Source organism: Actinacidiphila sp. bgisy160, assembly GCF_057707815.1.
In genome coordinates this window covers 1-23,808 of record NZ_JBYIQW010000076.1, presented here as the reverse complement: position 1 = coordinate 23,808, position 23,808 = coordinate 1, and the positions used below count along the sequence as shown (strand labels likewise).

23 protein-coding genes are annotated in these 23,808 nt (G+C 74.4%); 8 read left to right on the top strand and 15 right to left on the bottom strand.

Annotation, left to right across the window (positions count from 1 at the left end):
- Positions 1-26: 26 nt before the first annotated feature.
- Positions 27-485 (bottom strand): ATP-binding protein, encoded by a 459-nt coding sequence (locus tag AC3EUJ_RS34345; RefSeq protein WP_431968457.1) that lies wholly within the window; start codon positions 483-485, stop codon positions 27-29.
- Positions 486-621: 136 nt separating this feature from the next.
- Between AC3EUJ_RS34345 and AC3EUJ_RS34340 the strand changes: the two genes are divergently transcribed.
- Positions 622-1,488, top strand: a complete 867-nt coding sequence (locus tag AC3EUJ_RS34340) for a helix-turn-helix domain-containing protein (RefSeq protein ID WP_431968455.1) — start codon at positions 622-624, stop codon at positions 1,486-1,488.
- Between the two features lie 175 nt (positions 1,489-1,663).
- Positions 1,664-2,470 (top strand): SAM-dependent methyltransferase, encoded by an 807-nt coding sequence (locus AC3EUJ_RS34335; RefSeq protein ID WP_431968453.1) that lies wholly within the window; start codon positions 1,664-1,666, stop codon positions 2,468-2,470.
- A 32-nt stretch (positions 2,471-2,502) separates the two neighbouring features.
- Here AC3EUJ_RS34335 and AC3EUJ_RS34330 read toward each other — a convergent pair whose 3' ends face one another.
- From AC3EUJ_RS34330 to AC3EUJ_RS34305, 6 genes are read right to left on the bottom strand one after another with little or no spacing between them, the layout of a single operon-like run.
- Positions 2,503-3,393 carry an STM4011 family radical SAM protein gene (locus AC3EUJ_RS34330; protein ID WP_431968451.1) on the bottom strand — a complete coding sequence of 297 codons (891 nt, stop codon included), beginning with the start codon at positions 3,391-3,393 and terminating at the stop codon, positions 2,503-2,505.
- Between the two features lie 11 nt (positions 3,394-3,404).
- Positions 3,405-4,784 (bottom strand): STM4012 family radical SAM protein, encoded by a 1,380-nt coding sequence (locus AC3EUJ_RS34325; RefSeq protein ID WP_431968449.1) that lies wholly within the window; start codon positions 4,782-4,784, stop codon positions 3,405-3,407.
- Complete coding sequence (locus AC3EUJ_RS34320; protein WP_431968471.1) at positions 4,781-5,590, bottom strand: STM4013/SEN3800 family hydrolase; 810 nt, start codon at positions 5,588-5,590, stop codon at positions 4,781-4,783. The genes AC3EUJ_RS34325 and AC3EUJ_RS34320 overlap by 4 nt, the downstream gene beginning before the upstream one ends.
- 1 nt (position 5,591) lies before the next feature.
- A complete protein-coding gene (locus tag AC3EUJ_RS34315) occupies positions 5,592-6,749 on the bottom strand; it encodes an STM4014 family protein (RefSeq protein WP_431968447.1) in 1,158 nt (385 codons plus the stop codon).
- The gene (locus AC3EUJ_RS34310) at positions 6,730-7,695 is read right to left on the bottom strand and encodes an STM4015 family protein (protein WP_431968445.1); all 966 of its coding nucleotides are present in this window, start codon (positions 7,693-7,695) and stop codon (positions 6,730-6,732) included. Before AC3EUJ_RS34310 ends, AC3EUJ_RS34315 begins: the two co-directional genes overlap by 20 nt.
- A 7-nt stretch (positions 7,696-7,702) precedes the next feature.
- A complete protein-coding gene (locus tag AC3EUJ_RS34305; RefSeq protein WP_431968443.1) occupies positions 7,703-8,659 on the bottom strand; it encodes an STM4015 family protein in 957 nt (318 codons plus the stop codon).
- Positions 8,660-8,867: 208 nt separating this feature from the next.
- Between AC3EUJ_RS34305 and AC3EUJ_RS34300 the strand changes: the two genes are divergently transcribed.
- Complete coding sequence (locus tag AC3EUJ_RS34300) at positions 8,868-9,194, top strand: hypothetical protein (RefSeq protein WP_431968441.1); 327 nt, start codon at positions 8,868-8,870, stop codon at positions 9,192-9,194.
- Between the two features lie 21 nt (positions 9,195-9,215).
- On the top strand, positions 9,216-10,274 hold the full coding sequence (locus tag AC3EUJ_RS34295) for a DUF6745 domain-containing protein (protein ID WP_431968439.1): 1,059 nt from the start codon (positions 9,216-9,218) through the stop codon (positions 10,272-10,274).
- Here AC3EUJ_RS34295 and AC3EUJ_RS34290 read toward each other — a convergent pair.
- From AC3EUJ_RS34290 to wecB, 6 genes are all read right to left on the bottom strand, one after another.
- Complete coding sequence (locus tag AC3EUJ_RS34290; RefSeq protein ID WP_431968437.1) at positions 10,250-11,173, bottom strand: carbohydrate kinase family protein; 924 nt, start codon at positions 11,171-11,173, stop codon at positions 10,250-10,252. The genes AC3EUJ_RS34295 and AC3EUJ_RS34290 overlap by 25 nt on opposite strands.
- A gap of 31 nt (positions 11,174-11,204) precedes the next feature.
- Positions 11,205-11,450: a virulence activator alpha C-terminal domain-containing protein gene (locus AC3EUJ_RS34285; protein ID WP_488180994.1), complete on the bottom strand. Its 246-nt coding sequence runs from the start codon at positions 11,448-11,450 to the stop codon at positions 11,205-11,207.
- A 70-nt stretch (positions 11,451-11,520) separates the two neighbouring features.
- Positions 11,521-13,683, bottom strand: a complete 2,163-nt coding sequence (locus tag AC3EUJ_RS34280) for a glycosyltransferase family protein (protein ID WP_431968433.1) — start codon at positions 13,681-13,683, stop codon at positions 11,521-11,523.
- A complete protein-coding gene (locus AC3EUJ_RS34275) occupies positions 13,680-15,509 on the bottom strand; it encodes a hypothetical protein (RefSeq protein WP_431968431.1) in 1,830 nt (609 codons plus the stop codon). The genes AC3EUJ_RS34280 and AC3EUJ_RS34275 overlap by 4 nt, the downstream gene beginning before the upstream one ends.
- The gene (locus AC3EUJ_RS34270) at positions 15,509-16,162 is read right to left on the bottom strand and encodes a class I SAM-dependent methyltransferase (RefSeq protein WP_431968429.1); all 654 of its coding nucleotides are present in this window, start codon (positions 16,160-16,162) and stop codon (positions 15,509-15,511) included. The genes AC3EUJ_RS34275 and AC3EUJ_RS34270 overlap by 1 nt, the downstream gene beginning before the upstream one ends.
- A 52-nt stretch (positions 16,163-16,214) precedes the next feature.
- The gene (gene wecB, locus AC3EUJ_RS34265; protein ID WP_431968427.1) at positions 16,215-17,300 is read right to left on the bottom strand and encodes a non-hydrolyzing UDP-N-acetylglucosamine 2-epimerase; all 1,086 of its coding nucleotides are present in this window, start codon (positions 17,298-17,300) and stop codon (positions 16,215-16,217) included.
- A gap of 80 nt (positions 17,301-17,380) precedes the next feature.
- Here wecB and AC3EUJ_RS34260 point away from each other — a divergent pair, with 80 nt between their 5' ends.
- The 3 genes from AC3EUJ_RS34260 to AC3EUJ_RS34250 are packed head-to-tail and all read left to right on the top strand — an operon-like array spanning position 17,381 to position 21,219.
- Positions 17,381-18,793 carry a glycosyltransferase gene (locus AC3EUJ_RS34260; RefSeq protein ID WP_431968425.1) on the top strand — a complete coding sequence of 471 codons (1,413 nt, stop codon included), beginning with the start codon at positions 17,381-17,383 and terminating at the stop codon, positions 18,791-18,793.
- 18 nt (positions 18,794-18,811) lie between these two features.
- Positions 18,812-20,071 carry a nucleotide sugar dehydrogenase gene (locus AC3EUJ_RS34255; protein WP_431968423.1) on the top strand — a complete coding sequence of 420 codons (1,260 nt, stop codon included), beginning with the start codon at positions 18,812-18,814 and terminating at the stop codon, positions 20,069-20,071.
- Positions 20,071-21,219, top strand: a complete 1,149-nt coding sequence (locus AC3EUJ_RS34250; protein ID WP_431968421.1) for a glycosyltransferase — start codon at positions 20,071-20,073, stop codon at positions 21,217-21,219. Before AC3EUJ_RS34255 ends, AC3EUJ_RS34250 begins: the two co-directional genes overlap by 1 nt.
- A 257-nt stretch (positions 21,220-21,476) precedes the next feature.
- Here the strand turns inward: AC3EUJ_RS34250 and AC3EUJ_RS34245 are convergent, their stop codons facing one another.
- Positions 21,477-22,508: a saccharopine dehydrogenase family protein gene (locus AC3EUJ_RS34245; protein WP_431968419.1), complete on the bottom strand. Its 1,032-nt coding sequence runs from the start codon at positions 22,506-22,508 to the stop codon at positions 21,477-21,479.
- Positions 22,509-22,982: 474 nt separating this feature from the next.
- Positions 22,983-23,411 (bottom strand): bifunctional DNA primase/polymerase, encoded by a 429-nt coding sequence (locus AC3EUJ_RS34240; protein ID WP_431968417.1) that lies wholly within the window; start codon positions 23,409-23,411, stop codon positions 22,983-22,985.
- Positions 23,412-23,487: 76 nt separating this feature from the next.
- On the opposite strand from AC3EUJ_RS34240, the gene AC3EUJ_RS34235 reads away from it, so the two are divergent.
- Positions 23,488-23,679, top strand: coding sequence for a hypothetical protein (locus AC3EUJ_RS34235; protein WP_431968415.1), 192 nt, complete (start codon positions 23,488-23,490; stop codon positions 23,677-23,679).
- The last annotated feature ends 129 nt before the right edge of the window (positions 23,680-23,808 follow it).

The following is a 23,808-nucleotide window of genomic DNA, read 5'->3' as shown; positions in this document are numbered from 1 at the left end:
GCCCAGGGCCTACCGCTCGGGCGATGTCAGAAGGGCGAGGTCCCGGAGACGAGTTCGGCCCACACGGCACGGCCGCCACCGTCGTCGGTGGGCCGGACGCCCCATGCCTGCGACAAGGCGCCCACCAGCAGCAGGCCGCGTCCGCCCTCCTCGTCGACGCCCGCCGCCCGCGGCCGGGGCGCAGTCGGCGCGCGCCCCTGGTCGCTGACCTCGAGGCGCAGCCGGGTGCCGTCGTAGCGCAGCCCGCAGGTGATGAACTCACTGCCGGTGTGCATGACGGCGTTGGTGAAGAGCTCGGAAACGATCATCTCGGCGTCGTCGCGGAGTCCCTCGTCCGCCTCCCACTCCCGCAGCCGTGCCCGCACGCGGTGGCGTGCGTCGGCGACCGAGGACCCGTGGGCGGGCAAACGGAAGAGGTCCTGGCAGCGACGGGCGTCGAGGTCGCCACGGCGCTCTAACCGCAGAGCGTCTGGTGAGGGGGCCACGTCGCTAACTATGCGGCCCCGTTAGAACTGTTGGCAAGATGCGATCTGTAATTTACAGAACGGCCGGTGCGCACTGTCGGTTTTCGTTGACGGCATGACACACTGCTTGCGGCAGAGGGGAGTTGGGGAAGTGGTCGTGACGGACGCGCGGTCAGCCGGTGCTCCCACCGTCCTGCGGGTGGTGCTCGGCAAACGGCTCCACGACCTGCGGGTGAAGGCCGGACTCTCCTTCGAGGACGCCGGCCGGGCGCTCGACGTCACCCATGCCACCATCCGCCGCATGGAGAAGGCCGCGGTCGGCCTGAAGATCCCCTACGTCGAGAAGCTCCTGCGCACCTACGGGGTCACCGACCCGGCGGAGGTCGAGGGGTTCCTGGCGCTGGCCCGGGAGGCCAACCAGCCGGGCTGGTGGCACCGCTACCGCGACGTCCTGCCCGACTGGTTCAGCGCCTTCGTGAGCCTGGAGGGCGAGGCCGGCGTCATCCGCGCCTACGAGCCGCACTACGTCCCCGGACTGCTGCAGACCGAGGACTACGCGCGCGAAGTGCTGCGGGCGGGGAACCCGCGCACCGGCGACGAGGAGATCGAACGCGGGGTCGCGCTGCGCATGGAACGCCAGGCGCTGCTCACCCGGGAGGACGCGCCGCTCGTCTGGATCGTCATCGACGAGACCGTCCTGCGAAGACCCATCGGACGTCCGGCGGTCATGCGCGCCCAGATCGCCAAGCTGATCGACTCCTGCGCCCTGCCCAACGTACGACTGCAGGTCATGCCGTTCACGGCCGGAGCGCACCCCGCCATGTACGGCCCGTTCCACATCTTCCGGTTCCAGACGCACGACCTCCCGGACGTGGTCTACTCCGAAAGCCTGGTCGGGGCCGTCTACTTCGACGACCGGGACGACGTCTCGACCTTCCTGGAGGCCCTGGACCGGATGTGCGCACAAGCCGCACCGGCCCGGAGCACCGAGCGGATACTCAGTGGCATCCACAAGGAGACCTGACCATGGAGTGGCCCTGCCCGATGCACACCGGCAACGAGATGATGTCATCCGTCCCGGGCGCCGAGGCCGCTCAGGCCGGCTTCCCGCCGACACGGGCGGCGGGACGGACCGGAAGACCGCAGACCGCACCGACCTGGACCCCCAAGGGCCACCGGAATCCGAACGGAGCAGGGCGTTGACCGACAAGGGCTTCCCCGCGGAGGAGATCGACACCAGCCGGCCGCACCCGGCCCGGATGTACGACTACTACCTCGGCGGCAAGGACAACTACGAGGCCGACCGCGAGGCGGCCGAGATGGTGATCCGCATGACCCCCGACGCGCGCCCCAGTGCCCGCGCCAACCGCGACTTCATGCAGCGCGCGGTGCGCTACGCGGCGGGGCAGGGCATCCGGCAGTTCGTCGACATCGGCACCGGCATCCCCACCTCGCCCAACACCCACGAGGTCGCCCGCTCCGTCGCCCCCGAGGCCCGGGTCGCCTACGTCGACAACGACCCCATCGTCGCCGCCCACGCCGGCGCGCGGCTCACCAACGCCGGCAACGCCGGCTTCTTCCTCGGCGACGTCCGCGAGCCCGAGAGCATCCTGGAGCACGCGACCCTCCGGGAGCTGATCGACTTCGACGAGCCCGTGGCCCTGATGCTCGTCGCGCTCCTGCACTTCGTCCGCGACGACGAGGACCCGGCCGGGATCGTGCGCACCCTCACCAAGAACCTCGCGGCCGGCAGCTTCCTGATCCTCAGCCACGGCACGACCGACTTCCACCAGGACGTCGACGCCGACGCCGCAGAGGCCTACAAGAACGCCACCTCCACCCTCACCCTGCGCAGCAAGCCGGGGATCGAGCCCTTCTTCGACGGCTTCTCCCTGGTCGAGCCCGGCCTGGTGCAGGTGCCGCGGTGGCGCCCGGACCCCGGGCTCCCGCAGGAGGACGAGCACGTCCGCATCGCCTTCTGGGGAGGCGTCGGCCGCAAGGGCTGACGCGGCCGAGCGGGGCGCGCCGTGCCGTCCGACTACGAGGTCGTCGGCGTCAGGAACGGGAGCGGTGTCCGCCCGGGCGGCGGCGCGGCGGGTATCCGCTCCAGGACCCCGCCGGCGAACACGTCGTACAACGGCAGCGTCTCCAGATGGACGTAGCCGATGTGGCAGTCGCAGACGTCCATCGGGCACGCGCGCGGGCGCAGCGCCGCGCGGTAGGAGCCGTCGTACAGGTTGCCCAGCTCCTCGCGGACGAAGTGGCAGCGGCGCACCGTGCCCTCGCCGTCCACCGATATGACCGACTCGCCCGTGCGGCACGGCAGGCCCGCGCTGCGGTGCGGATGCCGGCTGTACGGGAAGAGCGGGTCCAGCGCCGTCCACCGGGCCGCCTCGGCGTCGGTGTACGTGTGGCCCTCGGCGGCGTTGACCCACAGGTAGACGTGGTCCGGGAGGTCGGCCCGCAGCCGGCGGGCCTGCTCCAGGTGCTCCGGCAGGCCGACGACGCCCACGCTGTGCCGGACGCCGCGGTCCGCGAGGTCGCGGCACTTGGCCAGGAAACGCTCGTAGGGCGTCTGGCCGGGGTGGAAGGTGCACCACAGGGCCAGCGTGTCCCGGTCGGCCTCGTCCAGCCACTCGGTGCGGCAACTCAGATTGGTCTGGATCGCCACCCTGCGGACGTGCGGAAGCCGGCTCAGCTCCGCCAGCGTGCGCCTGTACCAGGAGCGCACCAGGCCCTCGCCCCACGGCGTGAACAGCAGGGAGAGCCGGTCGTCCGTCCGCCCGGCCGCCCAGCCGGCGAAGCGCTCCAGCGCCGCGCGGTCGGCGGTCAGCTCGGCGCGGCTGTCACGGCGCTTGGCGAAGGGGCAGTACGGGCAGTCGTAGTCGCACGAGGCCAGCGGGCCGCGGTAGAGGATCGTCAGGTCCATGGCAGATGCATTCACTTGGGTTCGTAGGCGGCCATGCGCCTGCGTACGGCGGCGGAGAACAGCTCGGGGCCGGCCGCGTCGGAGTGGGCCAGGCCCTCCGGCGACAGCCGCAGCACGTCCGGCCCCGCGTCCGCGTCCAGCCAGCCCCGGTCCGCGAAGCGCTCCAGCTCCTCGGCGAAGTCCTCCCCGGGCGCGGTGCCGAACCGGGCCCGGTACTCCGCGACGGGCAGGCCGTCGGCCTGCAGCAGGGACTGCAGCAGATGACGGCGGCGGGCCTCCTCGTCGTCCATCGCCCAGCCGAAGTCGGCGTGAGCGAACTCCCGCGTCGTGCGCGTGGTGTATGTGTCGATGATGCCGCGGATGCGGTGCATGTCGACGGCGTAGTCGAAGGAGTAGTGCAGCGTGGAGGTGTACGAGCGGGCGCCGCAGCCGAGACCCACCATGCCGTCGGTCTGGCAGGCGTAGTCCCCGCCTCCCGTGGTGGGCGCGTCCGCACGGCGGAACATGCGCATCGACACCTGCTCGTAGCCGTGCGCCAGCAGATGGTCGCGTCCGTGGCGGTACAGCCGCAGCCGCTGCTCGTCCCACGCCGCCTCCTCCCGGGCGGTGCCGGCGGCGTGCCGGCCGAGGCCGGTGAGCGGACGGACGTACAGGGGGTACAGGTACAGCTCCTCGGGCCGCCAGGCGAGCGCCGCGTCGAGGGACCGGGTCCAGGAGCGCTCGTTCTGGCCGTCGATGCCGTAGATCAGGTCGATGTTGAGGACGGGGACGCCCGCCTCCCGGATCCTGCCCAGCGCCGCCTCGACGTCGTCCCGGCGCTGGGGGCGGACGGCGGCGCGCGCCTCGGCCTCGACGAAGCTCTGCACGCCGAGGCTCAGCCGGGTCGTGCCGCGTTCCGCCAGCACCGACAGCCGGTCGGCGGTCGCGGTGGCCGGTGAGGCCTCGACGGAGAGCGGTATCGCCCGCAGGTCGGCCCCCAGGCCGAGTTCGGCCAGGTCGCAGAGCCGCTCCAGCTCGGCCGCCGTCAGGTACGTGGGAGTGCCGCCGCCGAAGGCGGCGTTGGCGAACCGCGCGCCTGCGCCCAGCGCCTCCCGCACCGCCGCGGCCTGGCGTTCCAGCGCGTCCAGGTAGGCGGTGGCCAGGCCGTCGGGCGCCCCGATCCTGGTGAAGAGGTTGCAGAAGCCGCAGCGGACCTCGCAGAACGGGATGTGGAAGTAGAGGGACAGCGCGTCCTTGGGCTCGTCCGCCCACAGGTCGCGCAGTCGGGCGCGCTCGCGGGGCAGCGCGCGGTAGGCCGTCTTGTGCGGGTACGCGTACACGTAGTGCCGGTACGGGCGCACGGCTGCCGTCTCCGGGGGCGCCGGGGAGAGGGGCAGGTCGCTGAGCGTCATCGGGCGGTCCCGTCGAGGAGGAAGTGGGCGTAGGGCACCGTCCACACGACCTCGTGGCCGATCCGGTGGCCGGTGTGGCCGTCCTCGCCGTACGCCGTGCCGTGGTCTGAGCAGACGACGGCCAGACACGGACGTCGGCTGGAGGCGGCGGCGAAGAGCCTGCCGATGTGGCGGTCGACGTACTCCAGGGCGGCGGCATGGGTGGCGCGTGAGTCGCCCGCCTCCCGGGTGGCGCCCGGCAGGTGGAACCAGTTGGGCTGGTGCAGCGCCGACACGTTCACGAAGAGGAACAGCCGCCGCTCCGGCGGCAGGGCGGCGACGACCTCCTCGGCGCGGGCCACCTGCGCCTCGAAGGAGGTGGGGGAGGGCACGCCGAACTCCGGTTCCCAGTGGCTCTCCTGAAAGAGCCCCGGCAGCACCGAGCCCAGCGGCGCCTGCTTGTTGAAGAAGCCGACGCCGCCGATGCACACCGTGCGGTAGCCGGCCGCGGCCAGGCCCGACACCAGGTCGGGGGTGTCGTACACGAAGGTGCCCTCCGCGGTGCTCTCGCTGCCGGCGAACCGCGCGGCGAACAGCCGGGGGTGCGGACCGGGCGTGGTGGGCGTGGGCAGGAAGCCCGCGAAGATGGCCTGGTGGGAGGCGTAGGTGAAGCTGCCGGGCGCGTGCCGGCGCTCCCAGCGGCCTCCGGGCAGATGGCGGGCCAGGTTGGGGATGCGACCGGCCGCGGCCAGCTCCTCGGCCACGTCGTGGCGGAGGGTGTCCAGCGTGATCAGCAGGATGTCATGGCTGCCCACGATCTGGTTCATGTCAAGCGGTGGCGTCATGGTGGTGCTCCTCGCGTCGCGCGCGTTCCATCGCGGCCGGTACGGCGGCGACCTGGGCGGCGTAGGTGTCCAGGCCCTCGGCGCCACTGCCCGGGAGGCCGGTGAGCCGGGGCAGCAGATCCCCGAAGGCGTTGACCTCGCCGACGGCGAAGCGGCGCCAGCCGGTCGTGGGCAGGACGTCCACGCCGACGCAGAGCGTGCCGGGGAAGCACGCGGCCGCCCGCTCGGCGGTCGTCAGCACGTCCCCGAAGTCGCCGCCCGCGGCGTGAATCGCCGCGCGGGCCATGTCCAGGTCGCCGCGGGCGCCGCCGAGGTGCAGGTTCGTCATCGGGTACGGGCTGGTGCGGACGACGGCGTGCGTGGCGCGTCCGGCGACCACGACCACCCGCAGGTCGGCCGCCCGGCCCCGCTGCGACGCCTTGGGCAGCCAGCGCTCGACGTGCAGCCCGTCCGGGGCCAGCGCGTCGACGAGGGCGGCGACCTCCGGCTCCGTGCGGTACTCGCGCACCCGCAGCGAGTTGAAAAGGCGTCCGTCGGCCGTGGTCTCCACCGAGGTCGTGGCCTTGACCCGACCCGGGCCCGCCGTCGCCAGCGCCACCACCCCGGAGGCGGAGGAGCCGTGCGCGGGCTTGAGGAACGCACGCGAGATCCGGGCGGCCCGCAGGCGTCCCCTGAGCTCGGCCCAGCCGCCCACCGGCGGCCCGCCGGGAGCGGGCGGCACCGGGACGCCCGCGGCGGCGAGCCGGGCGTGGCAGCGGCGCTTGTCGAACAGCACGGCGATATCCCCGGCGTCCGCCGACGGCACCGCGCCGGCCCGGCGGGCCGCCTCCGTCACCTCGCGCACGGCGGCGGTGAAGCGGCGGTACCACAGCGCGGTGCCCTCGACCCGGGCCGGGTCGTCGGCGCCCCGCAGCAGCCGGTCGACCCCGGCGTCCTCGCCGGGCGAGTCGACGCGCACGAACTCGCCGGGCGCGAAGGCGTATCGTCCCCGCAGCACGTCGCGCCACGCCAGCACGCGGGGCGCGGGATGCCCCGCGGCACGTACCGCGTCGGCGAACAGCGTCGTCCTGCGGTTGCCGGGGTTGCCGACCACGGCGATGCGGAGCGCGCCGTCGGCGCCGCTATTCGGAGACGGCGACATAGCGCCACTCCTCGTCCCGCCAGCGGTGCGGCTCGCAGTGCTCCGACAGGTCGACCTCGGTGCCCGCGGAGCCCACCGCCGCGCGCAGCCGCTCGGCCACGGCCCCGCTCACGAAGTGGTGGTGCAGGTCGAGCCGTTTGAGATGGGTGAGCGGCTGGCCGCCCAGCAGGGCCTCGGCACCGGCGTCGGTGAGCGTGCCCATGGACAGGCTCAGCGTCTCCAGCTGCGCGACGACGGGCGCGGAGGCCACCGCCGCCGCTATCTCGTCCTGCAGCGGGCTGTCCTGCAGGCCGAGGTGGCGCAGGGCGGGGAAGCGGCCGCCGGCGAGGACCGGCGCGAGGTCGGCGACCGTGGCGTCGCCGCCGTACTGCTCCACACCGAGCCACAGTTCCAGGTGTTCCAGCGCGGGCAGCTCGCAGGCGCCGACCGCCCGCACCACCGCCCCGGGCAGCCCGCCGGACTCGAAGCGCAGTACGCGCAGCGCTTCGTGACGGACGGGGCGCAGTGACAGCGGCTCCTCACCCAGCCCCTGCGAGTCACCGCCGCGGACACCGAACTCCTCCAGCAGCGGAAAGCGTTCGAGGACGGGCGTGACATCGGTCAGCTGCAGCCAGGAGACCTCGCACTCCTCGCCGGTCACGTCGGCGAGGAACAGGGCGCGCAGCGCGGGGAAGCGCTCCGCGTCCGCCAGCAGCAGCTCCAGCGCGGGGCGCAGCTCGGAGTACTCGTCGTCCCACCACGGCCCGAGGACCAGGGCGCGCACCCGTGCGGTGTCGACCGCCGCGGTGAAGTGGGCCCACAGTTCGGGGAAGGGGATGTCGCCCGCCTCGAAGCAGTCCAGCCGCCAGGCCACGGCGTCGGGTTCGGGCAGTCCGGCCGTGCCGGCCTCGGGCAGCGTGTGCACGGGCAGCCCGTGGAAGGTCTGCAGGTGCTGTGTGACGGTCATCGGGGCCTCACTCCGCGACGGCGGTGTAGCGGTGGATCTCGCCGTCCCACTCGTCCTCGTCACCGGGTTCCGAGAGGTCGACCTCGACACCCGAGGGCTCGAGGGCGGCCCGCACGCGCTCGGCGACCGGCTCGGTGACGAAATTGTGGTGCAGGTCGAGCCAGTTCAGGTGGGTCAGCGGCTGGCCGGCGAGCAGGGCGGTCACACCGTCGTCGGTGAGCACGCCCAGGGACAGGTCGAGTGAGGAGAGCTGGGCCACGACGGGGGCCGCCGCGACGGCGGCGGCGATCTCGTCCTGGATCTCGCTGTTGCGCAGGCCGAGGTGGCGCAGGGCGGGGAAGCGGCCGCCGGCGAGGACCGGCGCGAGGTCGGCGACCGTGGCGTCGCCGCCGTACTCCTCCACGCCGAGCCACAGCTCCAGGTGCTCCAGCGCGGGGAGTTCGCTCGCGGCGACACCGCGGACGACCTCGCCGGGCAGGCCGCCCGCCTCGAAGCGGAGCGTGCGCAGCCGCTGGTGGCGGGTCGCCGGGAAGCGCAGCCCCGTGCCGCCGCGGACGCCGAACACCTCCAGCCGCGGGTAGGCCTCGAGCACCGGCGTCACGTCGGACTGCTCGATCCAGGAGATCTCGGCCTCCTCCATTTCCAGGTCGCCGATGAACACGGCCTCCAGCGCGGTCAGCCGCTCACGGGCGTCCACGAGCAGCCGCACGATGACACCGGAGTCGTTGTCGTACGGCTCGCCCCACTGGCCCACGACCAGGGCCCGCACCCCGGCGGGTTCGACCGTGTCCAGGAAGCGGTCCCACAGCTGCGCGAAGCTCTCCTTCGCGTCGTTCTCCCAGGGGTTGAGGGACAGCCGCCACGCCACCGCGCCGGGCGCAGGGAGCTCCTGCCGCGCGTCGGGCGCGGGGAAGTCGAAGGCCGGCAGGCCGTTCAGTTCCTGCAGATGTTCGACGTGGGACATCGGTGGTCTCCCGGGGTGGACGGACGCGGTGCCTTGAGGCGGTGGTGCCCTGAGGCGGTGGTGCCTTGCTCGCGAAGAGTTCTACCAAGCCGCTCGGACACCGCCTGCCGCGGGCTGTGCACAAGCTGTCGGGGGGGGCGTTGTCACACCCCCCGCGTAGCGTCGTGGACATCGGGTCGGCGGGTGCCGACGGCGAAGGGAGACACGCATGTACCGGCAGGGGGACGTCCTGATCGTGCCCGTCGCGGAGGCGGCCGTGCCGCCGGGCACGGACCGGCTGCCGCGGCAGCCGAGGGACGGGCGGGGCAGGCTCGTGCTGGCCCTCGGCGAGGTGACCGGGCACGCCCACGCGGTGGTCGGGCCGGGGACGCTGGTGCGCGAGGCCGGGCCGTTCGGTGCGGCGTACCTCCACATCCCGGACGGCGGGCGCGTGGTGCACGAGGAGCACGCCGCGATACCGCTGCCCAAGGGCTGGTACCGGGTGGTGCGGCAGCGCGAGTACGTGCCCGGCGCGGTGCGCGTCGTGGCGGACTGACGGGGACGGGGGAGCGGAGCGATGACGACGGTGACGAGCACGGACACGGCGGCGGAGCCGGCGGTGGACACGACGGCGCTGTGGCGCGAGGTCGTCGCGGCGACCGGACCCGCGGACCGGGCGGCGGCGGAGGAAGGGGTGCGCCGGGCCTACCGGCTGGCCGGGCTGCCGGAGCCGGAACGGATCGTGTGGGCGGCCTCGCCCCTGGAGGCGGTGACCCTGGCCGTGCGCCTGACGGCGGACGGCACGGCGGGCGGCGGCGTGCGCGACGCGGTACGGACACGGCCGTGGGCGGCCGCGCGGGAGCGTGTCGCCGACCGGCTCGGGCCGGCCGGGTGGGCGGATCACTGGGCCGTCACGGGCGCGCAGTTGTGGGACACGACGGTGCAGCTGACCGAGCGGATACGGACCGCTGTTGTCGACGCCGCGTCCGGGGTGCCCGGCGGCGGGCAGGCGGTGCGGCTCGCGCTGCTCGACGCCGTGCTCGGCCAGCACGACGCGGCGTGGCTGGCCGCCTTCGACGGTCAGGAGGGCACCCGGGAGCTGGCCGGCGTCGCCGCGGTCGCCCGGAACGCCGGCTGGTGGTGGCCGTACGAGCGGACGGCGGTGGTCACCGAACGCCCCCTGGAGCTGCACCGGGACGAGGCGGGCCGGCTGGACCGCGGCGACGGCCCCGCGTTGGCCTACGCGGACGGTTTCGCGCTGCACGCCTGGCGGGGCATGCCGGTTCCCGCCGAGTTCCTCGACGGGCTGGCCGGTCTGACCCCGCGCCGCATACGCGAGGAGGAGAACGCCGAGCTGCGCCGGGTGATGCTGGAGCACTACGGCTACGAGCGCTACCTGGAGGAGTCCGGGGCCCAGCCCGTGCAGCGGGACGCCGCCGGGGTGCTGTGGCGGATCGAGCTGGAGGGGGACGAGCCGCTGGTGATGGTCGAGGTCGTCAACTCCACGGCGGAGCCGGACGGCACCCACCGCACCTACTGGCTGCGGGTGCCGCCGCGGACCCGGACCGCCCGCGAGGGCGTCGCCTGGACCTTCGGACTGGAGGAGGCCGACTACGTGCCGGAGCGGGAGACCTGAGCGGACTCCAGTGTCGCGGCGTCGATGAGGGCGAGGTTGCCGTACGCCGTGCAGGTGTGGGCACCCGCCGTCGCGCCGAGGCGGGCGCAGGACTCGAAGTCCAGTCCGCGCGTGCGCCCGTGCAGGAAGCCGCAGAGGAAGGCGTCGCCGGCCCCGTTGGAGTCCACCACCGGGCCGGGCGGGGTGGCGGCCGGGATGTGCCGGGGCGTGCTGCCCCCATCGCGCGCCAGCAGATAGGCGCCGCCCGCGCTTGCGGTGGCGATCACGGCCTGGGCGCGGCCGTCGCGCAGGATTCCGCGCATGACGTCCGTGATGCGCTCGCCCGCTCCCGCCGCGCTGAGGAAGACCAGATCGGAGCGGTGGGCGAACTCCCGCTGGTGTTCGGCCAGTCCGTCCCAGTCGTGCAGGTCCGTCGAGACCGGCAGGCCGAGTTCCTCGATGTCGTCGTAGAGGAAGCGGGTGAAGTGCGAGATCGACAGGTGCACGTGGCGGGCCCGGCGCAGGTGCGGCAGGTAGAACTCGCGCGGCATCCGCAGGTCCGCCGGGTCGCGCCCGTCGTAGAAGGACATCCGGCGGCCGGCGGCGTCCACGAGGTTGACGGCCCGCCGGGTCCCGGCGGGGGAGATCAGCGCCTCGAAGTCGACGTCGCCCTTGGCCAGGCGTTCCCGGAGCATGGAGCCGATCCAGTCCTCGCCGACGAAGTCGAGGAACTTCACGCTCATGCCGAGCGCGCGGCAGCCCAGCGCCACGTTGCCGCCGGTCTGGCCCGGCCACTCCCGGACCGGCTCCACCCCGAGGGAGTCCACGAGCGGTACGGGCAGGTTGTCCACCCGCACCACGGTGTCCACTCCGGAACCGCCCACGACGAGTACGTCGTACGGCGACTCTTGCGTGGTCATGTGCACCTCCAGTCACCACCCCGGCGCCATACTACGGCCCGTCGGTGTGCCCCTGCGCGCGATCACGGATGCGCTCGGCCGCCCGCGCGGCCCATTCCTGCTGCATCGTGGTGAAGCGCAGCCCCCACTCCAGTGTCAGCCGGCCGTAGAAGGCGAGGTCGCCGCCGGCCTCCCAGTCGAAGGAGCGCTCGAGCTCCTGCAGCCCCTCGTGGCGCTCCGTGGCCGGCGCCGCCTCTCGCTCCACGTAGGCGAGCGCGCCGTGGCCGCCCGCGGGCAGGCCCCCGCCACCGCGGCCGGGGCCGTGGCCGCCGCCCGCACCTCCGCCCCGGCGGCCGTGCCCGCGGGCGTCACGGCGCCGAGCCGGTGACCAGCTCCGTCCACGCCGCGCGGACCGTGTCCAGCCCGAAGGACTCGCGCAGCCAGCCGCGGGCCTGCTCGCCCGCCTCCTCCCAGCCGTCCGCCGCCAGCGCCGCGATCGCGTCCGCCATGGCCGAGGGGGAGTCGTGGATCCAGCGGCGCTCGTAGATCGCGTCGGCGCCCGGCCAGGGCAGCAGGGCGGGTACCGCGCCGGAGGCCATGCCCTCGGCGGGGGCGAGGTGGAAGCTCTCGTCGTCGCTGGTGGAGAGCACGAAGCCGATGCGGCGCAGCCAGCCCGCCACGTCGGGTCCGAAGTCGTCGAAGACCACGGCGTCCTCCAGCGGGCCGGTCTGCACCCGCCGCAGCACCGCGTCGTAGTGCGCCCGTTCCTCCGGCTTGTTCCAGATCCACCAGTAGTCCCAGGGCATCTTGGACTTCACCGACAGCCGCCACCGCGGGTCCCGGGCCCGCAGGGCCTCGAGCACGTCCAGGCCCAGGTCGAGTCGCTTGCGCGAGGGCGCGATGCCGATCATGCCGAGGCGGTATCGGGCGTCGGGGACCTTGGGGCGGTCCAGTTGCCGGTCGTCGACCCAGTTGGGGACGGTGACGAGCTTCTCCCGCGGCCATCCGGTCCGTTCCCGCGTGAGCCGGTTGTAGTGCGGACTGACGCACACGACGCGGTCGACGGCGTCGATGTCGACCTGCGCGGGGTAGCCGGCGTACAGCTCGAAGCGGTGCAGCCGCACCACCAGGCGGGAGCCGCGCCGCTTGTGGCGGCTGTACCAGACGGCCGCGGGCCCGCACCACTCCACGACCACCACGTCGGCCCAGGCGGCGAGTTCGCGACTGGCGGCCGCGTCGTGCCGGGCCAGCGCCTCCCAGGCGTCGACCCGCACCTCGATCCCGGGCAGGGCCTGGAGGTGGTCCAGCAGGCGGGTGAAGAACTTCAGGTCGTGTCCGGCGACGACGACCCGCAGCGGCCGGCCGCGTCCCACGAGCGCTGCCGGTGCGCCGGGCAGTGCCCGTTCGACCAGGTCGCGCAGCCGCTCGGCGGCCCGGTCCAGTGAGAAGTGCGCGGCGGCCTCCCGGCAGCGCCGGGCGGCCGTACGGTAGGCCTCGGGGGAGCGGGCGGCGGTGGCGACCGCCTCAGCCGCGTCGTCGAGGGTGCCGCGGCGGGGGACGAACAAGGGGTAGTCGGCGCCGAGCAACGCCTCGTGCGCGGGGGTGCGGTTGAGCACGACGGGCAGCCCGAGCGTCCCGAACTCCAGTACCTTCGTGGACAGTTCCAGGCTCGCGTCGAGTTCCGGGTGCCGCCAGCCCAGCCCCAGGTCGCAGCCCGCGGCGATCCGCATGGCCTCCTGGCGCGGGGCGCCGCCGTGGTGCACCACGCCGGTCGCGGTGCGCAGCGCACGCTCCATGCCCGCGTGGAAGCCGGGTTGCCGCGGGTCGTCGTGGATCTTGTCGCCGACGGTGTGCAGCTCGGCCCTGATCCCGCGGGCGGCCAGCGCGCCCGGCAGTTCCGTCATCTCCAGGGTGTTCCAGCGCGGTGCGAACTTGCCCGTGTAGACCATGCGCACGGGGTCGCGCGCCGCGTCGTGCTCCGGCACCGCGAAGTCCGGGACGGGCACGCTCGGCGGGTACAGCACGCACTTGCCGCACGCGGCCGGCACCCAGGCCTCGATGAAGCAGCGCAACTCCTCGGTCTGGCACAGCAGGTGGCGGGATGCCTCGGCGATCCGGGTCAGCTCGTCGACGGCCTCCTCCGTCATGTGCGCCGCGGACTGCGGGATGTCGGTGAGGTACGCCCAGATCCGCCCGTCGAAGGCACCGTCGGCGACGACCTGCGCCACCAGCCGGCGACCGCGCAGCACCAGCAGGTCGCAGGGCTCGTGCTCGTCGCGCTCGCGCAGCACTCGCGAGGCCTGGACGGGGGAGAGGACGCGCCCGGTCGGTACGAGGGACACCCCCGGCAGCCGCTCCAGCGGATCGACCAGCCGCCCGGTGCGCACCGGGGCCTTCAGCACCAGCCGGGTCCGGCAGCCGGCCCGCGCCAGCGCCTGCACCATCGACTGGGCCCACACCGCGGAACCGTCGATGAGGTTGAGGTCCACGTCCCCGTAGACCATCGCCCTGACCGTACGTGTGCCCGTCATCGGACCTCCTCCGGGCGGATCGTGAACAGCCGCCCCGCCCCGGGGGACGGCCAGAGCGTCCTGCGCACCAGAGCCGGGCGGAAGCCGTTGACGTGCGGCACAAAGCCCGTGGCGTCCGCGCTGAAGCCCACCGCGTCGGCCCCGGAGCACTCCTGGGCGCACATCAGGTCCAGCAGGTGGACCGCCGAGCGTTCCTCCGTGAGGTCCGACCAGTCGGCGACCCAGGGCGCGCCCGGCCCCTCCGCCGTGGCCCGTACGGTGACCCCGCCCGCGGTGAGCTCCGCGTAGGCCGCCCCGGGCTCGGGCACCAGCACCTCGGCGGGGCGGTGCCGCTGCGCCATGACCTGCGCGACCAGGCGCGAGATCGCGGCGTCGTCACGCGGCTCGGCCAGCACGGCCACCCGCCGGGAGTCCAGCGGGTCCGCCGCCCCGGCGATCCGGGCGAGTTCCGACAGCCGGACCCGGGTGGCCCGGGAGGTGAAGATCTCCCGCAGGTCGGCGCGGTCCACCGCCGCCGGGTCCAGCCGGGCCGGCTGCACCCCGGTGTCCCCGTCGAGAACGGCGTCCCAGGGCAACGGTGCCAGCCCCGGCGCGGCGGAGGCGGGGGCGTCCCGCCACAGCACGGCGGTGCGGCCGAGCGCGTGGACGGTGGCGAGGAGGCCGGCCAGCCGCCGGTCCAGGTCGGGGGCGGTGCCGGTGCCGGTGTGCGCCCACGGTCCCGCGAGACAGGCGCTGAGCTGCACGACGAGCACGTCCGGGTCGGTGCGTTCGGCGACCTGCCGGGCGTCGTGCGGCAGCACGCGGTTGACGACGGCGTCGTGGGCGAAGTCGGCGGCGGTCGTGGCGTCCAGGACGCCGGCGACGACCAGCCGGTCGCGGGGGCCGGCCGTGAACGCCCGGTGGGCCAGGTGCAGGTGTCCGTCGGACGCCGTATCCACCGCACCGGCCGCACCCGGTGCCGGGGAGGCCGTGGCCGGGGCGCCCGGGTGGGCGGTCGTCGGACGCCCGCCCCTGCCACGGCCGCGCCACATCCCGTACAGCTCGCGCGGCAGCCGCGCCGAGCCGCGCAAGGGGGACCGGGCGGCCGAGACCAGCGCCTGGCCCACCCGCAGCGAGGTCGAGCCCTGCAGCATGACGACCCGGGCCTCCAGTACCCCGATGCGTTCCCGGGCGCGCCGCAGTTCGGCCGCGAGCCGGTCGCGCTCGCGCGTCACCGCCGCCGCCCCCTCACCGTCCGTGCCGTCGTGCTGCAGCGCCTCCAGCGCGCGGCGGTCCTCCTCGTGCCGCCGCTCCAGCTCCAGCACCCGCGCCCGCTCGGCGCGCGACACGAACTCCGCCAGCACGTACTCGCCCGCCAGCCGCAGCGCGATGGTGTCCCCGCCGGGCACCGGCCGCCCGGCCGGGTCGAGGAGCGGCAGCAGCGCCTCGGTGCAGGTGAACACCGCGCCACCGTGCAGATGCAGGTAGTCCAGACCGGCCGCCCGCAGCACCTGGCAGCGGTGTGCCACCAGGGCGTCGAGCAAGCGGTGGTACGGCAGTTCGGCACTGGTGTGGCCGAAGACGATCAGACCCTTTCCGCCGGGCCGCATGCGCCGCAGCGCCGCGAGGCACGCCGCCTCGTCGCCGTGCCGGGCGGGGTCGGGGCCGTAACCGAGCAGGGCCAGCCGTCCCTCGCCCACCGGGTCCTGGTCGCCGGGCGGGGAGAGGCGGAGCCGCACGCCCTCGGGCAGGTGAAGGTACGGGCCGAGCGGGATGCCACCGCCGGTCGTGTCGACGACCTCGGTCACTCCGTCCAGGTGCGGGTGCAGCAGATCGAGAAGGCGCATCAGGAGGTCCTCGTGAAGACGTGGAAGCCGACCCTGTTCTCCCGGAAACCGTACGGCGTGAAGCCTCCGTACCGCAGACCGAGCGGTTCGACGGCGGCGCGGTACTCGGCCGCGGGGCGGTGCAGGATGTAGTCGCCGCGCGCCACGCGGCCGGGCGCGTCCTCGTCGGTGACGACCAGCCGGCCGGTCAGCCGGACCAGGGAGCCGAGGTTGACCAGCGCGGCCCGCCAGGCGGCGTCGTCGAGCACGTGGAAGAGCACGTCCACGGCGAGCACCACGTCGTACAGCCAGGGGCTGCGCCACGCCGACAGCTCCGCCACCGCGTAGCGCGGGCCGCCGCCGAGCGCGCGGCAGTGCTCCACCGCCGACGGGCCGGCGTCGATCGCGTCGACGAGGTGGCCGCAGCGGGCCAGGGCCCGGGCCAAGCGGCCCCTGCCGCAGCCCGCGTCGAGCACGAGCAGCGGGTCGTTGGCGCGTTCGGAGTCACCGGTGATGCGCAGCACCCCCGCGAACCGCAGCGCGTGGAAGATCTCGTCCCCCGGCCGGTCGAGGCCGGTGCGGCCGCTGGAGGCGAGGTCTTCGTACCCGCGGTGGCGGCCGTCCCAGTGCGCGAGGCGATCGCGCAGGTGCGGCTCGGACGTGGGCTCGGACACGGGGTCCGGCACGGTCTCGGACACTGGGCCCGGCACGCGGTCCGGCACGGTCTCAGACATGGTGGTCCAGCCATTCGGTGATGACCCGGGCGATGCGGGGCCCCGAGCGGCCGTCCCAGAGCGCAGGTCCCTCGGGGGCCGGCGCTTCGCCGTCCAGGGCCTTGAGCAGGGCCGGCACCAGCCCGTCGGGGGCGACGAGCCGATTCGTGCCGTGGGTGACCGTCACCGGCCGTTCGGTGTTCGGACGCAGTGTCAGGCAGGGCACGCCCAGGACGGTGGTCTCCTCCTGCACCCCGCCCGAGTCGGTGACCACCGCGGCGGCGCCCCGCAGCAGCCCCATGAACTCCAGATAGCCGAGCGGCTCCAGGATCCGGATGCCGGGCGTGTCGCCGAGCCCCGCCGCCTCCAGCGCGGCCCTGCCGCGGGGGTGCAGCGGGATCGCCAGCTCCAGATGCCGGGCCGCCTCGCGCAGCGCCGCCACGGCCGCGGCCGCGGCGGCCGGGTCGTCGACGTTGGCGGGTCGGTGCAGCGTCACGACGCCGTAGCGCCCGGGCAGCCCGTGGGCGGTGCGGGCGGCCTCCGGGTCGAACCGCGGCAGGTGGGCCATGAGGGTGTCGATCATCGGGTTGCCGACGAAGTGCACCCGGGCGGTGTCCACGCCCTCGTCCGCCAGATGGCCCACCGCCTCCGGGCTGGTGACGAAGAGCAGGTCGGCGAGCTGGTCGGTCAGCCGCCGGTTCACCTCCTCCGGCATCGTCATGTCGAAGCTGCGCAGGCCCGCCTCGACGTGCGCCACGGGCAGCCCCAGCTTGGCGGCGACCAGGGCGGCGGCGAGCGTGGAGTTGACGTCCCCGTAGACCGTGACCAGGGCGGGGGCACGGGCCGACAGCTCGTCCTCCAGCGCGGTCAGCAGGGCGGCGGTCTGCCGGGCGTGGCTGCCGGAGCCGACTCCGAGGTCCACGTCCGGCTCGGGCAGGCCGAGCTCGCGGAAGAAGACGTGCGACATGCGCTCGTCGTAGTGCTGTCCGGTGTGCACCACCGACTGGGGCTGTCCGGCCTCGCGCAGCGCGGCGACGACCGGGGCGGCCTTGACGAAGTTGGGCCGGGCACCGACCACGTGGACTACCGAACCGAGCACGGTGCCTCCCGTTCACTTGCCGTGCTTAGGGTGGGATTGTGCGTCGTCGTACTCTTCGTGCCCTGATTCTCGCCGCTTCCGTGGCGGTCCGTCATCTGCGGGACGACCCGGTGCGCGCGGCGTCCCTGGCGCTGCGGGTCGCCCCGGGACCGGCGCGGCGGCCCGCCCGGTGGGCGCTGGCCCGGCTGCCCGAGCGCGATCCGCACCGCGGGAGCGGCGGCGCCCGCGCGTACGGGCCGCGCGGCGTGCCCGCCCCGGCCGGTGTGCCGGGGACGGCGGTGCCGGGGCGGGTGCTGCACCTGGTCACCAACTCCCTGCCGTACCGCGACGCGGGTTACACCGTCAGGACGCACGCCATCGCGCGCGCCCAGCGGCAGGCGGGCCTGGACCCGCAGGTCGTGACCAGGCTGGGCTTCCCCGTGGCGCAGGGCGTCTGGGACGGCCGGCCGGCGCAGGTCGTGGATGGGGTGCCCTACCACCGCCTGCTGCCGGTACGGATGCCCGGGACGCAGGCGGCCGCCCTCGCCCGCAACGCCGAGCTCGCCGCCCGGCTCGTCGAACGGCTCCGCCCCGCGGTCCTGCACGCGGCCACCGATCACCCGAACGGCCGAGTGGCGCTCGCGCTGCGCGAATCGTTCGGCCTGCCGGTCGTCTACGAGGTGCGCGGTTTCCTGGAGGAGACCTGGCTGACGCAGGGGCCCGGGCGTGACCGTGGCAGCGCGTCGTACCGGGAGCGGCGGGCCCTGGAGACGCACTGCATGAAGGCCGCCGACCTGGTGTTCACCCTGGGTGAGGCGATGAAGGAGGAGATCGTCTCCCGGGGGGTGCCCGAGGAGCGGGTGCGGGTCGTGCCCAACGCCGTGGACGACGTCTTCCTCCGGCCCCTGCCCGACCCCGGTGACCTGCGCGCCCGCCTCGGCATCGGCCCGGACGAGGTGGTGGTGGGCACGGTCTCCACGCTCACGCCCCACGAGGGCATCGGCACCCTGCTGCGGGCCGGGGCCGAACTGCGCCGCCGGGGTGTGCCGCTGCGGCTGCTGATCGTGGGGGACGGCCCCCTGCGGCCCGCGCTGGAGCGACAGGCGGCCGGACTCGGCCTGGGGGAAAGCGCCCTGTTCACCGGCCGTGTGCCGCACGCGGAGGTGCGCGCCCACCACGCCGTGCTGGACGTTTTCGCGGTGCCCCGGACAGGGGAACGGGTGTGCCATCTCGTGACCCCTCTCAAGCCGGTGGAGGCGATGGCGAGCGGTCTTCCCGTCGCGGCGAGTGATGTGACGGCGCTGGGTGAGCTGGTCGAAGACCAGGTGAACGGAAGGCTGATTCCATCAGGAGACGTAAATGCCTGGGCAGATACGCTCGAAGTATTGCTCTATAGTCCAAATCAACGGCGGATGATGGGCGCCGCCGCCCGCGCACGAGTGGCCCGCGACCGTACGTGGGCGCACATCGCGGGGCGGACGCGCGACGCCTACCGCCGTCTGGGGGCCGTATAGCACTCTGGATGGTGCGGCATGACGGTGGATCTCGCAGTCGTAGGCCTCGGATACGTCGGGCTGCCCCTCGCCAGGGAGGCGGCGGCGGCGGGGCTGAGCGTCGTCGGACACGATCTGGACCCCGGCGTGGTGGACGCCCTCAACTCCGGCCGCTCGCACGTGGACGACGTCTGCGGCGACGACCTGCGGCGCATGCTGGCCTCCGGGTTCACCGCCACCACCGGCCAGGAGTGCCTGGGGGAGGCACAGGTCATCGTCATCTGCGTGCCCACCCCGCTGTCCGAGGACGGCGGACCCGACCTGACCGCGGTCACCGGGGCCGCCGAGGCGGTCGCCGCGCGGCTGCGCCCCGGCGTCCTGGTCGTGCTGGAGTCGACGACCTACCCCGGCACGACCGACGAGGTCGTCCGGCCCATCCTGGAGGCGGGCTCGGGACTGCGCGCCGGACCGGACTTCGCCCTCGCCTTCTCGCCCGAGCGGATCGACCCGGGCAACCGGACCCACGGTTACCGCGACACCCCGAAGATCGTCGGCGGCCACACCCCCGGGTGCGCGGCGCGCGCCGTCGCGTTCTACGGGAAGCTCGTCGACACCGTCGTGCGGGCCAAGGGCACCCGCGAGGCCGAGATGGCCAAACTGCTCGAGAACACCTACCGCCACGTCAACATCGCGCTCGTCAACGAGCTCGCCATACTCTGCCGCGAACTGGGCGTCGACATCTGGAACGCCATCGACTGCGCCGCTACCAAACCCTTCGGCTTCCAGGCCTTCCGGCCCGGCGCGGGCGTGGGCGGCCACTGCATCCCGATCGACCCCGACTACCTCTCCTACAAGGTGCGCACGCTCGGCTACGAGTTCCGCTTCGTCGAACTCGCCCGGGAGATCAACCACCGGATGCCGGAGTACGTGGTGCGCCGGGCGCAGGATCTGCTCAACACGGCCGGGAAGGCGCTGCACGGCTCACGGGTGCTGCTGCTCGGCGTCACCTACAAGCCCGACATCGCCGACCGGCGCGAGAGCCCCGCCGTGCCCGTGGTCCGGCTGCTGCGCAGGCTCGGCGCCGGGATCTCCTTCCACGACCCCTTCGTGGACGCCTGGGAGGTCGACGGCGAACCCGTCCCCCGGGCCGGGGACCTGGCCGCCGCCCTGTGCCGGCACGACCTGACGGTCCTGCTGCAGGACCACAGCGCGTACGACCTGAAGGTGGTGGCGGACCGGGCCCGCCTGCTGTTCGACACGCGCGGACGGATCTTCCGGCCGGACGTCGAGGTGCTGTGATGCACGTACTGGTCGTCACCGTCGTGCACCACCCCGAGGACGCGCGCATCCTGCACCGGCAGATAGCCGCCCTCATGGCCCACGGTCACACCGTCACCTACGCCGCGCCCTTCACCGCGCGGGCGACCCCGCCCCGCCCCGGGGTCGAGGGCGTCGACCTGCCCCGGGCCACCGGACGCGACCGGCGCGCGGCCGTCCGCGAGGCCCGGCGCCTGCTGGTGCGGCGCGGCCCCACCGTCGACGCCGTCCTGCTCCACGACCCCGAACTGCTGCTCACCCTGCCGCGCGCGCTGCGGCACTGGCACCGCACCGGTGCCCGCCGGCCGGCCGTGGTGTGGGACGTGCACGAGGACACCGCCGCCGCCCTCACCATGAAGGGCTGGCTGCCGCGCCCGCTGCGCCCGCCGCTGCGCCTGGTCGTGCGCGCGGCCGAACTCGCCGCCGAGCGGCATCTGCACCTGCTGCTCGCCGAGGACGCCTACCAGCGCCGGTTCCGCCGCGCGCACCCCGTGGTGCCCAATCTGGTCACCGTCCCCACGGACCCCCCGCCGGCCCCGGGCGACGAGCGCGTGGTCTACCTCGGGCAGCTGTCCCGGGCCCGTGGCGCCGAGGAACTGGTCGCCATGGCACGTCTGCTGGCACCGGACGTCCGCGTGGAGCTCATAGGTGCTGCCGACGGCGACGTCCGCGGACTGCTGGCGGCGGCCGACCGCGACGGCGTGCTGCGCTGGCACGGCTTCCTGCCCAACGACGTGGCCCTGGGCCGGCTGCGCGGCGCCCTCGCCGGGATGTCGCTGCTGCGCGACGAGGCCAACTACCGGCACTCGCGGCCCACCAAGGTCGTCGAGTACATGGCCTACGGCATCCCCGTCGTGAGCACCCCCAACCCGCTCGCCGCCGAGCTGGTCAGTGGGCACGACTGCGGCCTCCTCGTCCCGTTCGAGGATCCCGCGGCGGCCGCGGAGGCCGTCCGCCGGCTGCGCGACGACCCCAAACTGCGCCGCGCGATGGGCGCCCGCGGCCACGCGGCCGCCCGCGGCGGGCTCCACTGGCCCGACTGCGCGGCGCACTTCGTCACGAGCCTGGAGCGCTGGGCGGTGGCGGCGGCCGCCACCGCCACCGCACGCGCCGCGGCGCGTGCGTCGTAGCGGGGGGGCCGGCGTGGTGGGGCGGGTCCGGCGGCCGGGTCGCGGAGGACAGGTCGGAACCGGCATCCATTGCAGGGGCGTGGGGCGGTAGTACCGCGCGCCCTGACGGCGGGACCGTGGTCGCGGGGGCTCGGCCGGCGCGGGGCTGCCCGGTTGCGGTGCGGTGGGGCGGCTCGGCGGTGGGGCCCGGATCCCGCTGCCGCGCGTGCGGCGGACACGGGACCAGAGGTGAGAGCGGGCCCGGCGTAGGCGGGGGCTCAGGCGATGTGGGGTCCGTTGCGGCGGACTCCGTCCAGCTCCAGGACGAAGTCGGCGCCGAGGGCCGATGAAGGCGTCTGGGTGCCGTGCGGGAGCTCCGGCAGGCGGGGCACGATGCGCAGCACCGAATCGGCCGTCAGCACGTAGCCGTTGGGGGTCGACAGCGCCGCCTGGGCCTCGCCCCCATATGCGTCGCGGGCGCGGGCCCACACCTGTGAGCGGGTACGTGCCAGTGCGCGCTCGCCGGGGCCTGTCAGGAAGCGGTCGACGCCCGCGCGGGCCAGTCGCCGTACCGGGCCGATGCCCAGAACGCGTGCCACCAGCGGGGCGCCCGGAAGCCAGGTGTACGTCGAGATGTTCGGGACGCCCGTCGAGTGGTAGGCCGTGCTGACGTCGCCCCAGGCGATGCCGGCGACCTGGCGCGGGCCGGTGCGAAAGAACGCCGTGACCCGGGGGTGCCCGAGCGGGACGTCGCGGATCACCCCGTCGACGCGGGCGCGGCCGCCGGCGCCCTTGTCGAGCGCCTCGAGCGCGGAACGCGCGGTGCCGGGGCTCGCGCCCCCGCCGGTCACGAAGGCGATGTCGAGGTGGGTGGCGGTCGGCAGCGCGGCGGCGACGGTCGCGGCGAGGCAGTCGGTCGGGACGACGTCGAAACCCGCCCCGGGCAGCAGCACCACACCCGCCGCGCGGGCCCGGGCGCTCATCGCGTGCAGCGTCTCGAGCACGTCGATCTCGCCGGTGATGTCGAGGTAGTGCGTGCCGGTGTCCAGGCACGCCTCCACCATGGGCAGCGCCGTCGTCGAGAAGGGCCCCGCGCAGTGTGCTACCGCGTCGACGCCAGAGAGCGCCGCGCGCAACGCCGCCGGGTCACCGAGGCCGACCACCCGGTGGTCCAGGCCGAGTTCGGCCGCGAGCGGCGCCAGCGCGGCGGCCGACCGGCCGGCGAGCACCGGGCGTTCCCCGCGGGCCACGGCCTCCCGTGCGACGAGGCGGCCGGTGTAGCCGGTGGCTCCGTACAGCAACCAGGTCATGCGCGAGTGCTCCCTCGTCCGTTCCGGCCCCAGTGCGGGCTTCCGGTACCGAACCTATCCGTGGGTCACGGGACGTGGCCCCCGGCGCGACGCGGGCCCGCGGCACGTCACGCGGAACCACGCCCGCCGTCGAGCCGTCCCCGGCCGACGTCCGCTACCCGTTGAGACGACGAGAAGGTCAGCGCAAGGACCCTGACGAGGGGGGCGCGCTCACTCGTTCCAGTGGCGCTTCCCGCCCCGTGCGTACCACCGGCGCGCGAGCCGCGTTGCAAGGGGACATGGACAGCAGCACATCCTCGACCCGTGGATGCCTCCTCCAGGGCCACCCGGACCACCACCGGACTTTCGCCGAACTCACCGGCGCCTACTGGATGGACCCGCCGATCTACACCGAACTCCTGGCCGACTGGCGGGCCCGCGGGCGCGCCCTCCCCGGGTCCACGGGCGGCGCGGACGTACCGCGCGCCGTGGCGTTCAGCGGCGGCAGTCTGCCGCCACTGCCGCCTGGAACAGGGCCAGTTCCACCGAGGTAGGCGTGTGGAGGACGCCCGACCCGTCGGGCGGTACCAGCCACCGCAGGGCCCCCGCGGCCCGGTACGGGGGCGGGACGGCGATCCAGGCGCCCCTGCCGGCGTAGCGGATCCCGGTGCCCACCCATCGGCTGACGGGGTCCGGCGGGAGGAAGAAGCCGACCCGGCGGGAGGCCGTGTCGGCGAGGGTGGGCCCGGGTTCCGAGCGGGGGAGGCGCAGCAGGGCGTCGAGGGCCGGCAGACCGAGGTCCTCGGGCACGCTGAGCACGTCCCAGAAACGCCCGGCGGGCAGCAGGACGGTCCCGCTCTCGCCGTGTTCCCATTCCCGTTTGCACACCCGCGGATCCGCGGCGGCGGCGGCCAGCCACTCCATTGCCTGATTCGGTGCCGCATTTCTCATACGCTCAACCTTGTTAGATATTTCTAACCGGCGGAAGGGGTGGCGGGGGATGGCGTTTTGGAGCGCGAAACGCCTGTTTTCCGTACGCCTGTGCGGCGTTGCGGCGCGGGCCCGCCGTGTCCTGCTCGGCGGGCCGCGGGACGGTGCCGCGCTGGACCGGCTGGTGAGGACGGCGGAGCGGCTGGACTACGGCGGCGGCCCGCCCGCGACGACGGACAGGGAGACGCCGCGCCGGGGCTGAGGGATTCCCGCGCACCGGCGGAAGGCTGAATTCCGGGACGGTCGCGTGGGGAATGCGCTCGGTCGAACAACCTAAAAGGGCAAAGATGTCCGAGCGCGTACGGGGAATGCCCCCGGCCGGATTCCGGAC

What these genes read in the sequence shown, in the direction of transcription:
- AC3EUJ_RS34295 (WP_431968439.1), top strand. Translation starts at nt 9,216, where the DNA reads ATGACGACGGTGACGAGCACGGACACGGCGGCGGAGCCGGCGGTGGAC.
- AC3EUJ_RS34250 (WP_431968421.1), top strand. Translation starts at nt 20,071, where the DNA reads ATGCACGTACTGGTCGTCACCGTCGTGCACCACCCCGAGGACGCGCGC.
- AC3EUJ_RS34255 (WP_431968423.1), top strand. Translation starts at nt 18,812, where the DNA reads ATGACGGTGGATCTCGCAGTCGTAGGCCTCGGATACGTCGGGCTGCCC.
- AC3EUJ_RS34310 (WP_431968445.1), bottom strand. Translation starts at nt 7,695, where the DNA reads ATGACCGTCACACAGCACCTGCAGACCTTCCACGGGCTGCCCGTGCAC.
- AC3EUJ_RS34245 (WP_431968419.1), bottom strand. Translation starts at nt 22,508, where the DNA reads ATGACCTGGTTGCTGTACGGAGCCACCGGCTACACCGGCCGCCTCGTC.
- AC3EUJ_RS34330 (WP_431968451.1), bottom strand. Translation starts at nt 3,393, where the DNA reads ATGGACCTGACGATCCTCTACCGCGGCCCGCTGGCCTCGTGCGACTAC.
- AC3EUJ_RS34300 (WP_431968441.1), top strand. Translation starts at nt 8,868, where the DNA reads ATGTACCGGCAGGGGGACGTCCTGATCGTGCCCGTCGCGGAGGCGGCC.
- AC3EUJ_RS34235 (WP_431968415.1), top strand. Translation starts at nt 23,488, where the DNA reads ATGGCGTTTTGGAGCGCGAAACGCCTGTTTTCCGTACGCCTGTGCGGC.
- AC3EUJ_RS34280 (WP_431968433.1), bottom strand. Translation starts at nt 13,683, where the DNA reads ATGACGGGCACACGTACGGTCAGGGCGATGGTCTACGGGGACGTGGAC.
- AC3EUJ_RS34275 (WP_431968431.1), bottom strand. Translation starts at nt 15,509, where the DNA reads ATGCGCCTTCTCGATCTGCTGCACCCGCACCTGGACGGAGTGACCGAG.
- AC3EUJ_RS34290 (WP_431968437.1), bottom strand. Translation starts at nt 11,173, where the DNA reads ATGACCACGCAAGAGTCGCCGTACGACGTACTCGTCGTGGGCGGTTCC.
- AC3EUJ_RS34320 (WP_431968471.1), bottom strand. Translation starts at nt 5,590, where the DNA reads ATGAACCAGATCGTGGGCAGCCATGACATCCTGCTGATCACGCTGGAC.
- AC3EUJ_RS34315 (WP_431968447.1), bottom strand. Translation starts at nt 6,749, where the DNA reads ATGTCGCCGTCTCCGAATAGCGGCGCCGACGGCGCGCTCCGCATCGCC.
- AC3EUJ_RS34240 (WP_431968417.1), bottom strand. Translation starts at nt 23,411, where the DNA reads ATGGAGTGGCTGGCCGCCGCCGCCGCGGATCCGCGGGTGTGCAAACGG.
- AC3EUJ_RS34305 (WP_431968443.1), bottom strand. Translation starts at nt 8,659, where the DNA reads ATGTCCCACGTCGAACATCTGCAGGAACTGAACGGCCTGCCGGCCTTC.
- AC3EUJ_RS34325 (WP_431968449.1), bottom strand. Translation starts at nt 4,784, where the DNA reads ATGACGCTCAGCGACCTGCCCCTCTCCCCGGCGCCCCCGGAGACGGCA.